General features: G+C 68.5%; 14 protein-coding genes. 1 reads left to right on the forward strand and 13 read right to left on the reverse strand.

Annotation, left to right across the window (positions count from 1 at the left end; all coding sequences use genetic code 11):
- Nucleotides 1-10 precede the first annotated feature (10 nt).
- The 7 genes from O3X23_RS25715 to O3X23_RS25740 form a co-directional block, all read right to left on the reverse strand.
- Nucleotides 11-874, reverse strand: a complete 864-nt coding sequence (locus tag O3X23_RS25715) for a universal stress protein (protein WP_269273920.1) — start codon at nucleotides 872-874, stop codon at nucleotides 11-13.
- A complete protein-coding gene (locus O3X23_RS25720; protein WP_269273921.1) occupies nucleotides 871-1,281 on the reverse strand; it encodes a universal stress protein in 411 nt (136 codons plus the stop codon). The genes O3X23_RS25715 and O3X23_RS25720 overlap by 4 nt, the downstream gene beginning before the upstream one ends.
- A 660-nt stretch (nucleotides 1,282-1,941) precedes the next feature.
- Complete coding sequence (locus tag O3X23_RS25725; protein ID WP_269273922.1) at nucleotides 1,942-2,625, reverse strand: CBS domain-containing protein; 684 nt, start codon at nucleotides 2,623-2,625, stop codon at nucleotides 1,942-1,944.
- Between the two features lie 65 nt (nucleotides 2,626-2,690).
- Nucleotides 2,691-3,116 carry a cyclic nucleotide-binding domain-containing protein gene (locus O3X23_RS25730; RefSeq protein ID WP_269273923.1) on the reverse strand — a complete coding sequence of 142 codons (426 nt, stop codon included), beginning with the start codon at nucleotides 3,114-3,116 and terminating at the stop codon, nucleotides 2,691-2,693.
- Between the two features lie 26 nt (nucleotides 3,117-3,142).
- Nucleotides 3,143-3,772: a universal stress protein gene (locus tag O3X23_RS44295; RefSeq protein WP_443047971.1), complete on the reverse strand. Its 630-nt coding sequence runs from the start codon at nucleotides 3,770-3,772 to the stop codon at nucleotides 3,143-3,145.
- Between the two features lie 24 nt (nucleotides 3,773-3,796).
- The gene (locus O3X23_RS44300; protein ID WP_443047973.1) at nucleotides 3,797-4,318 is read right to left on the reverse strand and encodes an Rv1733c family protein; all 522 of its coding nucleotides are present in this window, start codon (nucleotides 4,316-4,318) and stop codon (nucleotides 3,797-3,799) included.
- A gap of 94 nt (nucleotides 4,319-4,412) precedes the next feature.
- Nucleotides 4,413-5,132, reverse strand: a complete 720-nt coding sequence (locus O3X23_RS25740) for a CBS domain-containing protein (RefSeq protein ID WP_269273925.1) — start codon at nucleotides 5,130-5,132, stop codon at nucleotides 4,413-4,415.
- Between the two features lie 175 nt (nucleotides 5,133-5,307).
- Here O3X23_RS25740 and O3X23_RS25745 point away from each other — a divergent pair, with 175 nt between their 5' ends.
- On the forward strand, nucleotides 5,308-5,625 hold the full coding sequence (locus O3X23_RS25745; RefSeq protein ID WP_269273926.1) for a hypothetical protein: 318 nt from the start codon (nucleotides 5,308-5,310) through the stop codon (nucleotides 5,623-5,625).
- On the opposite strand, the gene gap is transcribed toward O3X23_RS25745, so the two are convergent.
- From gap to pflB, 6 genes are all read right to left on the reverse strand, one after another.
- Nucleotides 5,620-6,636, reverse strand: coding sequence for a type I glyceraldehyde-3-phosphate dehydrogenase (gene gap / locus O3X23_RS25750; RefSeq protein WP_269273927.1), 1,017 nt, complete (start codon nucleotides 6,634-6,636; stop codon nucleotides 5,620-5,622). The genes O3X23_RS25745 and gap overlap by 6 nt on opposite strands.
- Nucleotides 6,637-6,723: 87 nt before the next feature.
- Complete coding sequence (locus O3X23_RS25755) at nucleotides 6,724-7,335, reverse strand: DoxX family membrane protein (protein WP_269273928.1); 612 nt, start codon at nucleotides 7,333-7,335, stop codon at nucleotides 6,724-6,726.
- 152 nt (nucleotides 7,336-7,487) lie between these two features.
- Nucleotides 7,488-7,679, reverse strand: a complete 192-nt coding sequence (locus O3X23_RS25760; RefSeq protein WP_269273929.1) for a hypothetical protein — start codon at nucleotides 7,677-7,679, stop codon at nucleotides 7,488-7,490.
- Nucleotides 7,680-7,883: 204 nt separating this feature from the next.
- Complete coding sequence (locus O3X23_RS25765) at nucleotides 7,884-8,747, reverse strand: universal stress protein (RefSeq protein WP_269273930.1); 864 nt, start codon at nucleotides 8,745-8,747, stop codon at nucleotides 7,884-7,886.
- Between the two features lie 59 nt (nucleotides 8,748-8,806).
- Nucleotides 8,807-9,535 (reverse strand): pyruvate formate-lyase-activating protein, encoded by a 729-nt coding sequence (gene pflA, locus O3X23_RS25770; RefSeq protein ID WP_269273931.1) that lies wholly within the window; start codon nucleotides 9,533-9,535, stop codon nucleotides 8,807-8,809.
- Complete coding sequence (gene pflB, locus O3X23_RS25775; RefSeq protein ID WP_269273932.1) at nucleotides 9,532-11,793, reverse strand: formate C-acetyltransferase; 2,262 nt, start codon at nucleotides 11,791-11,793, stop codon at nucleotides 9,532-9,534. Before pflB ends, pflA begins: the two co-directional genes overlap by 4 nt.
- Nucleotides 11,794-11,843: the final 50 nt, after the last annotated feature.

The following is an 11,843-nucleotide window of genomic DNA, read 5'->3' on the forward strand; positions in this document are numbered from 1 at the left end:
GCGTCGCGCCTCACACATGGGGAACCGTGATCACCGGGCAGTGTGCCCGGTGCAGCAGTCCGTGGACGACGGAGCCGAGTCGCATGCCGGTATAGCCGCCGCGGCCACGGCGGCCCACGATCGCGGCCAGGGCGTGTTCGGCGGCCCTGGCGAGCTCCTCCACCGGATGGCCGATCAACACCTCGTGCTTGAGCACGACGTCCGGGTACCGCTGCGAGAAGCCGGCCGTCATCTCGGACAGCATCCGCAGCTGAGCGTGCACCGCATCCTCCTGTCCACGGCGTGTGAAGATCGGCGGCTGCTGCCACACCGAGATGGCGCGCAGAACGGCGCCTCTGAGATCGGCCTCTTCCACGGCGAACGCCAACGCCGACTTCGAGGACTCGCTACCGTCGATGCCCACGACCAGGTACGTCGGCTGCTGTGTGACGTGCTCGGCATCTCCCACGACGACGACCGGACACTCGGCCTGCGCGGATACGGGGACGACCAGGGACCCTGCCGCGAAGAACTCCGCGGTACGGCTCAGATGACGGGAGCCCAGCACGATCATGCGGGCCTGCCGGGACATGCGGCCGATCACCTGCGCCGGCAACCCGTCGACCAGATCCACGGCGGGTTCGGCCTCCGGATAGCGCTCACGACTCCAAGCGGCAGACCCCTCGAGGGCTTCCGCGGCGGCCTGGCGCAGCGCGATGTGGCCGGGAGTGCCGTCGACGTGTTGGGTATCGTGCTGCGGGGGCAGGACGGCGACGAGCCGTAGTCCGAGCCGCCGTCGTCGGGCCTCATCCACCGCCCAGGCCAGAGGAAGGTGCCCATCCCTGGCCGGGTCGATGCCGACGATGATGTCGTGTCGTTCCCCGACGCCGGTCATGACGCGCCCTCTTGCTCACGAGCGCGCCGTGGAATGAGCTGGACCGGACAGGGGCCGCGGCTGCCGACGGCGATCGTCCCGTGCGGCCCGGCGGAGCGGTGCAGCAGGCTCGGGGCGGGTGCGCTGCGGCTGAGCTCCGTGCTGACGTCGAGGCCAGGGTGCTGTTCCAGAACCGCCGCGAACTTCTCGTCCAGCAGCGCGCGGCCCGCCGTGCGGACCTGCTCGATACTTTCCGCCGAGGTGTAGAGCTTTTGGCCGTCCATTTCAGCGGCGTACAGCATGTGCAGTCCGCGCTCGCGGCGCGTGGCCTCGGACGCCGCCCACAGCGCCGCGTCACGCGCTGACTCCGAACCGTCGACGCCGACGATGACGGAGCCGGGTTCCGAGCCGCTCGAGGTGCTTTCCATGGTTCCTCCTCATCGAGAGCCCGCGAAGAGTCCTGCTCCCACGCCGGCACCGAGGACTTTCCACAACGAGGGCCCCTCAGGACCCCGAGCGGGGCCACAGGTCCCGTTTCACGGCCTGCGGTGCCTGGATTTCCGCGACAGGTCCGCCCAGGCCTGATTTTGGTCTTTTGTCATCATTCTCAACGATGTCGCGTAGCTGCTCGCGCAGCAAGGCAGGGGCCATCTGCATGGGCTCCCCCACTCCCACGGAACGCGGGCCGATCGGCCCTGCCGGGGGCCATAGGCCCCTTGCTCCGCTTCCGTAGGCCAGGGTCAGGCTTGGGACAGACGCATCATCGCCACTCCGCCGGCCACCGCGGATGCGTGCTCACAGGAGGTTCCGCCATGACACGCCATGTGACCGTGGGCATCGACGGGTCACCCGAAAGCCGGACAGCGGCCACGTGGGGTGACCGGGAGGCGTTCTTGCCCCCGGAGACCCCGGTGGAATGGGCTGTTCTCGTTCGGCCATAGTCGCTCCCCCGATCCCTTGCAGGGATTGTGGCCCGTGGGGCCGGGGCAGCTGCAGGGGCCCAATGGACCTCGGCCCGCCGGCGCTGTCGCAGCGGGCGCGTGGTGCAGGCGAACTTTGGGCCGGATCGCGCTCCTGGGACGAGCCGCTCAGAACTGCGGTCCCACGGTCGGCGGTTCGCTGTGCTTGGTGTGGCCGGTGAGGCGGATTTCGACGTTCACCACGCCCGCGACCGACCGCACCAAACGAGCAGCGACAGGGATGAGCGACGTGTCAGGGATCGTCCCGGTGAGGGTGACCACGCCCTCGTCCACAGCAACCTCGACCGTCGGCCGCTGATCCCGGAAGAAGTGGCCGACGATCTCCCTGCGCACCTCGCCGGCTATGTCCTCGTCCTCGCGCAGGTACACCTTCAGCAGGTCGGAGCGGCTGACGATGCCCGTCAGTTTGCCCACTTCGTCCACCACCGGCAGCCGTTTGATGTTGCGGCGGACCATCACCCGGGATGCCTCCGCGAGAGTGGCGCGAGAGTGAATGGTCACCGCAGGGGTCGTCATGAGTTCCCCCGCCGTACCGGCCCCGGCCTTCACCAGGTCGTCCAGACGGCGCAGCTGCTCGAGACGGGAGGGGTCGTGGTCCTTGAACTCCTCCTTGGCCAGTAGATCGGCCTCGGAGACGACACCGATGACCCTGGCCTCGCCCTCGAGTACCGGCAGCGCACTGACGTGCCACTGTTCCAGCGTCCTGACGATTTCCTTGAACGGCGTGGTGCGACTCACCGCGACCACCGTCTGGGTCATGACATCGCTGACGATGCGCGGAGTGTCGTTCATGATGGGCTCCTTCTGATCGGTCATGGATGGATCGCGCTGCCGTGCGCTCTCTGTCTGTCCCGTTGTCAAAGCCGCACCGCGCTGTGGGGCCCGTACAGGTCGAGGAGCCTGCTGCGGGAGACCGTGAGCCGGTGGGCGATCACTTCCGCACAAGCCAGGGCCAGTTGCCGGCCGAGCACCGGATCCTCCGTGCACAGGGCCCGCACGCGCTCGGCGTCGAACTCCCTCGCGCGCACCAGACTCAGGGCCTCGGCGCCGAAGTGCCACCGATGGGGAGCGAAGAGCCAGGACCAGCCCAGCAGGTCCCCCGCACCCAGTGTCTCAACGATGGGAGCCCGGCGGCCGGGCACATGCGTGTCCAGATGGACTGCACCGGTGCGGATGATCCAGAAATGATCGGCTCGGCCGCCTTCCTCGAAGATCCGCGTCCCCGCGGGGAACGAGACTTCCCGTGACAGAGCCCACAGCCTGTCGCGGTTTTCGGCGGACATACCGTTGAGGGGTCCTCGAGTGCGGTTCATGACCGGGTCTCCCATTTCTCGCGCTGAGGCGGTGGAGTGTTCGCGGGTGGTATGACTGCCGCCGGGGCGCCTCCACTACCAGCGTCGGACGACGAGGGCCGTGCGGAAAGGGGCCATGCGGCCCTCTCCGCAAGGACGGCCGGGCCATCCCCGGTTTCGGCCCCCGGGCTCGGTCCGGCGTCGATCGGCACCGTGACCACGGGACACGGTGACCGGCGGACGCAGTCGCGGGTGACCGGGCCCAGCGCCGGCAGCAGGCGCGAGGCAGGCACGCGGTGCCCCAGGGTCAGCAGCAGGGCGTGCTGCGCCTGCGCGAGTAGCACGGGGCCCGGCCGACCCTCCACAAGCACGAGTCCCACTTCGACCTCGGGTCTGGGTCCCAGCGCCTTCCGCACCGACGCTCGCAGGACTTCGCGTGCCCGCGCCCGATCCCGCGTCGGATCGTGACCGGCCGGCTGCGGAGCGTACGGAGCGAGATAGGCATCGCTCCGCTCCCAGGCATATACGGCTACGAGCTCCGCCCCTCGGGCTACCGCCTCGGCGGCGGCCCACCGCAGTGCCGCACACGAGGCGTCGCTGCCATCGACACCGACGACGATGCGGTCATGGACCGGTGATCTGGACATACCCCGCCTCCCTCACGCGGCGCGTCATGCCGGGTGTCGTCCCCATACAGGTCCGACCTGCGACCATTCCTGCTCCCATTCCGCCAAGCGGCACCGGTGCGCACTACGGCGGATCAAACCTCGCGCGATGACCAAGAGCGCACCGGCGACCACTCCCCCTGCGGTCGCCGCGATCACGGTCAGCGATGCCACTTGGCCGCCGGTCATGGGAGCGGAGACCTGTTGTCCGGAACGACCCAGCCACACCGTGGTGGTCGAGCTGCGAGGGCGGCCGGCCGACACCTCGGCCGTTCCGGTCGCCACCGCCCCGTCCGGCATGCTCCAGCGGACGTTCACAGGGAACCGGTCACCGCTACCGCCGGCCCCCGGCACGGCCGCGGGCGCGTCCTCCAGTAGCACGGCGGACGTGGTGTGACGCGACCCCTGCTGGTCTCTGACCGCCTCCGTAGCGATCCCGCGGACCACGGCACCGGTAGTGATCACGGCCGTCGGCACTCCGAAGAGCAGGAGCGCGGCCGTCACCAGGTTCACCCATCCTTCGATCATGTCCGAGCGACGGCGCAGCGGACTGGACCGCCAACGCCAGCACCACCGGGCCCTCTTCACGGTCCCGTCGCCTCCCTGCCTCCACCGCGGTTCCTCACAGCTTCCGGATCCAGTCGTCGGCCACTCCGTGCAACGCCGGTTCGGCGACCTTCAGGTGGGAGTCGTCAAGCCGGTACGTGAGCTTGCCGACCACGGCGACCACCCCGTCGATCAGCGGGGTGAGGCGCAGCGCGATGTCGATCTCACTGCGGCGTTCCATCTGCCCCTCCAGCGTCACCACCCCGCCGTATACGGTGACGGCGATGGTCTGCGGGACGACCCACAGGGTGCGGACCAGCACCTCGTCGATCACATCACGGCGGATATCACTGTCCGGCCGCAGGAAGACCTGCAACAGGTCACGGCGGGTGACGATGCCGATCAGGCGGTCCTGGTCGTCGACGACGGGCAACCGCTCCACCTTGTGCTCCATCATCGTGCGGGCGGCCTCAGCAATGGAGTCCTCGGCGTGCACGGTGACCGCCGGCTGGGACATCAGCTGTCCGGCGGTCCGGGCGCGGGCCTTGCTCTGCTCCCGGCGGTGGGTACGGGAGAGCCGGTTCCACCACGAAGCGGTGTCAGCGACACTCGCGACCTGGCGCATCATCAGGTCGGTCTCGCTGATGACGCCGATGACCTTGTCGTCGCTGTCGACGACGGGAAGTCCGCTGATGCCGTGCCGGGACAGCCGCTCCGCCACCACTTTGAACGGCGTACCGTAGACGGCCTTGACGACACTGGCCGACATCACGTCCGTGATCCGGTTGTGCTTCATCACTGATTCCCCATTTCGATGTGAACGCCCTTCTGTGACACCAGCGTCCGCCCGCGCGGGCAGCCCTCCCAGAGGCCGCCCGGCCCTGTGCGATGGGCCATACGGTCCACTCGTCAGCGGGCGCCTTGTTGCAGTTGATCCAGCCTGGCCGGCTCACATCGATGACGAGATCCCGGTGCCAGGCGTGTGGGCCGAACGGTCCCTGGCCACGAGCGGAGACCTCGGCCGGCCAGGACACGCCCGCCTGCTGCCTCCGGAGCCGTTCACCGGCGCCGATGTGGTGCTGCTGGTGGAGTCGGCTTACGGCGACCGCAGGCACAACGGTGAAACGGCGCGGGAGGAGTTCGCAGCCGTCATCGCGCGCACACTGTCGCGCGGCGGCACCGTCGTCATTCCCGCTTTCGCGATCGATCGCACCGAGATCGTCCTCCACGAGCTCGCGATCTGCGCCGGGACGGAATCCTGCCTCCTTCCTGTTCCCTGCCCCTCATAGGCGGGCCGCGACGTAGTGGGTCAGGTCGAGCAGCCGGTTGCTGTAGCCCCACTCGTTGTCGTACCAGCCGAAGACCTTCACCAGTTCACCGTGAGCCTGGGTGAGGGCGACGTCCACGATGCAGGAAGCCGGGTCCCCGATCACGTCACGGGAGACGATCGGCGCGGTGCTCACCCGGATGATGCCGTTGAGCTGGCCCTCCGCCGCCTCGGTGAAGGCTGCGTTGATCTCCTCCACGGTGGCCGGCCTGCGGAGCAGCAGCGTCAGATCGGTGAGCGAGCCGTCCTCGACGGGGACGCGCACGGCGATGCCGTCGAGTGCTCCGGCCAGTTCCGGGAGGACGAGGCCCACGGCGCGCGCGGCGCCGGTGCTCGTCGGAATGATGCTCACGGCCGCCGACCTGGCCCGGCGCAGGTCCTTGTGCGGGCCGTCCAGGAGCGCCTGGTCGTTGGTGTAGCCGTGGATGGTGGTCATCAGACCCTTGTCGATGCCGAAGGTGTCGTGCAGGACCTTCACCATCGGCACGACGCAGTTGGTGGTGCAGGAGGCGTTGGAGACGATGTGGTGCTTGCCGGGGTCGTAGTCGGTCTCGTTGATGCCCATGACGACGGTCACGTCCACGCTCTTGGCCGGGGAGGAGATGAGCACCTTGCGGGCTCCGGCCTTCAGGTGCAGGGCCGCGTCGTCGCGGGTACGGAAGCGGCCGGTGGACTCGATCACGATGTCCACCCCGTGCTCCGCCCAGGCGAGTGCGGCCGGGTCAGGCTGGGCGGTCACCGCGATGCGGTGGCCGTCCACGGTGATGGACTCGGCGTCGTGGCTGATCGGGCGACCGAGACGCCCATACGTCGAGTCGTACTCCAGAAGGTGCGCCAGGGTCGCGACGGGTGCGACGTCGTTGATCGCCACCACCTCGACGGGCGTGACGTCCTGAGTTGATCGGGAGAGAACGCTGCGCAGGTAGTTCCGGCCGATGCGGCCGAATCCGTTGATGCCTACCCGTACGGTCATGTCCATTCCTTTCACATGAGGCGCGATGGTCCGTGGGCACCGCCGGTTGTTGCGGTGCCCACGCGGTGTCCGAGGTCGGATCGGAGATCAGAGCAGCCACCGGTTCCCTTGGACAAAGGGCACCTTGGCCCAGATGCGTCCCAGTCCCCAGGTGTTGCCGGCGTAGGCGACGGCGAGAGCGATCATCACCAGCGCGTAGAGGACGTGGTAGTCGACGATCGGGTTGCTCGACATGCTCAGCGTTCCGTCCGACAGATGGCGGGCCGGCGGCCATTCGGCGGCCCACATCAGGGCCATCATCGCGGTGCCCGCCGCTGCTGCCAGCCGCAGCGCGATGCCACTGATCAGGGCGATCCCGACGCCGAGGAGGCCGAGCATGAACAGCCAGTCCGCCCAGCCGGCACCGGCCCAGTCGTGGAAGGTGGACTCCAGCGGCCCTGCCGACACTCCGCTGAGGAAGCCCTTCGTGGGCGATCCGCCGTTGATCCACGCCTTGCCCGATCCGGTCGCGTAGCGCCAGCCGAAGGCCTTGTCGAGGAAGGCCCACAAGAAGACGAATCCGGTGACGACACGGACGACGGCGAAGACCTTTGCCGACACCGGCGTCATGACGGCACCGTGCTCGGGCGCCGTCTCTGCCGCGCGGTGGGCGGGGATCTGCATGCTGGTGGTCATCCGCGGTTCCTGCTGTACGGCCATGACGGCCCCCTTGTCTGCGAGAGGTACTGCCGGTTGCTTGTGGCTTCAATGTCCACCCGCGCGCCGGCATCTCGCAGTGGTCCTACGGGCCCTACCAGAGGGCCGAACGGCACTGCTTCAAGGGTGGGTTGGCGCTCGACCGGAGCTCCGCGTCAGCGATGTCCGTGATGCAGTCGGTGGTATCCGCCCTGGGGGTAGCGGCGGATCCGAGCCGCCGCCCAAAGACTGAGCACCTTGTCGAAGAGTTTCTCCGAAACGACTGTCATAACAGCGGTCGCAGCCACCGCGGCCAGCAACATCAGGATGAAGAGTGTCCAGAAATCGGTCGTCAGAGTCGTATGCACGATAGCCATCTCCTCGTAGGCGGGTGCCGTTCGCAGCCGCCCTTCCGCCAGCATCGGCCGCTCGGCACCGGCTGCGCGCGAGGCCGAACGTCCCGCGGTGGGACCGTTCGACTCTCACGGACTCCTCCGTAGGACCGCGGTCCCGTGGAGGGAGCCTCCTCGCTGCCGAGCTGCCGAGCTACCGAGCTACCGAGCTACCGGCATTCAATCGCGTGATCCGCTGGCCTCCTCCACCGGAACGAGGATGACCGGGCAGCAGGCATGGTGCAGTAAGGCCGTGGTGACCGGGCCGAGTTGAGGGCCCAGCCGACCCCGGCGCCGGTGCGCGGCCACCACGATGACAGCGGCGTTGCCCGTTGCCTCCAGCAGGACATGCGCCGCCCCGGAGCGAACTGCGCGGGTCTGTACCGGGACCTCGGGATACTGATCTCGCAACGATGTCACGACGTGTTCGGGCACAGCGGTCTCGTTCTGTGAGCGACGGTTGATATCGTCCTGAACACGCCGGGTGGGCACTGGTTCCAGACCGACAGGTGCCAGATGACGATAGGTCCAGGCGTGCAGGACGCGCAGGGGGGATCCGCGACGGGCGGCCTCCGCGAAGGCGTAGGCCGCCGCGTCGGTGTCGTTGTCGCTTTCGATGCCCAGCAGCACTTCACCGCCGGGGCCGGGGCCGGCCGATCGCGAACCCTGGTCTCCCCGCACGACGAGGAGCGGGCTCAGCGTGCGTGCGGCCAAGCGCAGACTCACGGACCCGAGCACCAGGCCCGCGAAGCCGGGCAACCCGCGAGAGCCGACTACGGTCAGAGCAGCATCACGGCCCCTGCGCAGCAACACCTCGGTCGCATCCCCGACCATCGGTACGGTACTGACCGGCAGGCCAGGTTGCCGCTGGCGCACCCGTGCTGCGGCGGACTTCAGGATCGGCCCGGCCTCATCGAGGTCGGAGACCGCGAACACGATCTCCAGGTCCGTTCCCTGCCTCACCGCCTCTGCCGCGGCCTCGTCCAGGGCTCGTACGGCGACGACAGAGCCGTCGACGCCGACGACCACGTGTCGAGCAGTCATGGTTCTCTCCTCCTTGGATTTCGCGAGTTCGGTGGTTCGCCGCCCCGCTCCCTGCTGCGCTAGAACGCGTGCACGCCGTGGTCCCGGAACTGGCCTCGCACACGGTCCATCAGGTCGGGCGACGGCGTTGGGGTGTCACGCAGCGGGAAGGGGATGTCGAGGGCTTCGTACTTGGCGGCGCCCAGCTTGTGGAAGGGCAGGACGTCGACGCACTCGACATTGCCCAGGCCCGCGATGAAGGCCGCCAGGCCGTCGATGGCGGCTTCGTCGTCGGTCCGGCCGGGGACCAGGACGTAGCGGATGCGGACCGGCACCCCTAGCCGGCTCAACCTGTTGGCGAACGTCAGGGTCGGCGCGAGGCCTGCGCCTGTCAGGCTGCGGTAGGCAGCGATGTCGAAGGCTTTGATGTCCAGCAGGACCAGACTCGTGTCGGCGAGCAGCTCATCCGTGGCTCGGCTACCGAGGAACCCCGAGGTGTCCAGGGCGGTGTGCAGGCCGAGTTCCTTGCAGCGGCGGAACACCTCTGCGGTGAAGAGTGGCTGCAGGAGCGGCTCGCCGCCGGTGATCGTCACTCCTCCGCCGGCCGCGGCGATGAAGGTCCGGTACTTCTCGATCTCGGCCATTACCGCGTCGACGGTCAACTCCTGGCCGTCCCTCATGTACCAGGTGTCCGGGTTGGCGCAGTACAGGCAGCGCAGTGGGCAGCCGCTGAGGAAGAGCGCGAAGCGGGTCCCGGGGCCGTCCACGCCGGTGGACAGGTCCCAGGAGTGGACGCGGCCGGTGTTCACAGCCGGCCGTGGAAGGTGCGGCTGATCACGTCGAGCTGTTGCTCGCGGGTGAGCCGGACGAAGTTGACCGCGTAGCCGGAGACCCGGATGGTCAGTGCCGGGTAATTGTCCGGGTGCTCCATGGCGTCCTCCAGGGTGGCCCGGTCCAGGACGTTGATGTTCAGGTGGAAGCCTCCGGCAGCCATATAGCCGTCCAGGATTCCGACCAGGTTCGCCGCACGTTCGTCCGGGTGGTGGCCGAGGCCTTCGGGCGTGATCGTCGAGGTCAGGGAGATCCCGTCGCGGGCTTGGTCGTAGGGGATCTTGGCGACGGACAGCGCGGAGACGGCCATGCCGTGGCGGTCGCGGCCGTTCATCGGGTTGGCTCCGGGTGCGAAGGGCTGCCCGACCCGGCGGCCGTCGGGGGTGTTGCCGGTGTGCTTGCCGTAGACCACGTTGGACGTGATCGTCAGCACCGACTGGGTGTGCTCCGCGTCCCGGTAGGCCGGGTGTTCGCGGACCTTGGCCATGAACCGGCGTACCAGGTCGACCGCTATCGCATCGGCGCGGTCGTCGTTGTTCCCGAAGGCGGGGTATTCGCCCTCGACCGCGTAGTCGACCGCCAGACCGGTGTCGTCCCGGATCACCTTCACCCGGGCGTGCTTCACCGCGGACAGACTGTCCGCGGCCACCGAGAGACCGGCGATTCCGCAGGCCAGGGTGCGGTGGACGGGGTGATCGTGCAGGGCCATCTCCAGCCGCTCGTAGGCGTACTTGTCGTGCATGTAGTGGATGACGTTGAGGGCGTTGACGTAGGTCGCGGCCAGCCAGTCCAGAACGTGGTCATAGGCGGTGTTCAGCTCCTCGTAGTCCAGGTGGTCGCCGGCCAGCGGGCTCGTGGCGGGAGCGATCTGTTCTCCGGTCATCTCGTCGCGGCCGCCGTTGATCGCGTAGAGCAGGGCCTTCGCGAGGTTGACCCGGGCGCCGAAGAACTGCATCTGCCGGCCCACCGCCATCGCCGAGACGCAGCAGGCGATCGCGGTGTCGTCCCCGGTCCGGGGGCGCAGCAGGTCGTCCGATTCGTATTGCAGGGCGCTGGTGTCGATGGAGACCTGCGCGCAGAAGTTCTTGAAGCCTTCGGGCAGGCGGGGCGACCACAGCACGGTGAGGTTCGGCTCCGGAGCGGACCCGAGGTTGTACAGGGTCTGCAGGAACCGGAAGGAGGTGCGGGTGACCAGCGTGCGGTCGTCCTGTCCGATGCCGCCCAGGGACTCGGTGACCCAGGTGGGATCGCCGGAGAAGAGTTCGTCGTACTCCGGTGTGCGCAGGAAGCGCACGATCCGCAGCTTGATCACGAAGTCGTCGATCAGTTCCTGGGCGCGGGTCTCGTCGATGCGCCCTTCCGCGAGGTCGCGGGCGAGGTAGACGTCGAGGAACGTCGAGGTCCGGCCGAGCGACATCGCCGCGCCGTTCTGTTCCTTCACCGCGGCCAGGAAGCCCAGGTACAGCCACTGTACGGCTTCGTGCGCGGTGGCGGCCGGGCGGGAGACATCGCAGCCGTACGAGCCGGCCATCTCCTCCAACTCGGCCAGGGCGCGGATCTGTTCGGCGAGCTCCTCGCGGTCGCGGATCACGTCGGCGGAGGACGGTTCTGTGTCCAGCTGTGCCCGCTCGGCGCACTTCGCCTCGATGAGAAGAGCCGTGCCGTAGAGAGCGACCCGGCGGTAGTCGCCGATGATCCGGCCCCGGCCGTAGGCGTCCGGCAGCCCGGTGATGATGCCGGCCTTGCGGGCCTGACGCATCTCCTGGGTGTAGGCGTCGAAGACGCCCTGGTTGTGTGTCTTGCGGTAGGTGCCGAAGACCCGGGTGACGAACGGGTCGGGCTCGTATCCGTAGGCGCGCAGTCCGTTCTCCACCATCCGCAGCCCGCCGTTGGGCATGATCGCCCGCTTGAGCGGCGCGTCCGTCTGCAGACCGACGATGAGCTCACGGTCCTTGTCGATCCACCCGGGACCGTGCGCGGTGATGGTCGACGGCGTGGCGGCGTCGACGTCCAGGACGCCCTTGCGGCGTTCCTCGGTTTGCAGCTCGGACACGATGTCCCACACGGCATGGGTGCGTTCCGTCGGGCCCGTGAGGAAGGCCGCGTCGCCCTCGTACGGCGTGTAGTTGTCCTGGATGAAGGCGCGCACATCGACCTTCCGTTGCCAGCAGAGGCCGGCGAAGCCCCGCCATGGATCGGTGGAAGGCCGGGTGCCCGTCCGAGTGGCCTGCGTCATGGCTTGTCGCCTCTTCCGTATCCGGTGACCGCAACTCTGTCCGTCACAGA

It is taken from the genome of Streptomyces sp. H39-S7 (assembly GCF_027158205.1).
In the GTDB taxonomy this organism is placed as follows: domain Bacteria; phylum Actinomycetota; class Actinomycetes; order Streptomycetales; family Streptomycetaceae; genus Actinacidiphila.

Bases quoted from the DNA above. Each gene is read 5' to 3' on its own strand.
- O3X23_RS25720 (WP_269273921.1), bottom strand. From the start codon at position 1,281: ATGGAAAGCACCTCGAGCGGCTCGGAACCCGGCTCCGTCATCGTCGGC.
- O3X23_RS25725 (WP_269273922.1), bottom strand. From the start codon at position 2,625: ATGAACGACACTCCGCGCATCGTCAGCGATGTCATGACCCAGACGGTG.
- O3X23_RS44295 (WP_443047971.1), bottom strand. From the start codon at position 3,772: ATGTCCAGATCACCGGTCCATGACCGCATCGTCGTCGGTGTCGATGGC.
- O3X23_RS25730 (WP_269273923.1), bottom strand. From the start codon at position 3,116: ATGTCCGCCGAAAACCGCGACAGGCTGTGGGCTCTGTCACGGGAAGTC.
- O3X23_RS25765 (WP_269273930.1), bottom strand. From the start codon at position 8,747: ATGACTGCTCGACACGTGGTCGTCGGCGTCGACGGCTCTGTCGTCGCC.
- O3X23_RS25715 (WP_269273920.1), bottom strand. From the start codon at position 874: ATGACCGGCGTCGGGGAACGACACGACATCATCGTCGGCATCGACCCG.
- pflB (WP_269273932.1), bottom strand. From the start codon at position 11,793: ATGACGCAGGCCACTCGGACGGGCACCCGGCCTTCCACCGATCCATGG.
- gap (WP_269273927.1), bottom strand. From the start codon at position 6,636: ATGACCGTACGGGTAGGCATCAACGGATTCGGCCGCATCGGCCGGAAC.
- O3X23_RS44300 (WP_443047973.1), bottom strand. From the start codon at position 4,318: ATGATCGAAGGATGGGTGAACCTGGTGACGGCCGCGCTCCTGCTCTTC.
- O3X23_RS25740 (WP_269273925.1), bottom strand. From the start codon at position 5,132: ATGAAGCACAACCGGATCACGGACGTGATGTCGGCCAGTGTCGTCAAG.
- O3X23_RS25755 (WP_269273928.1), bottom strand. From the start codon at position 7,335: ATGGCCGTACAGCAGGAACCGCGGATGACCACCAGCATGCAGATCCCC.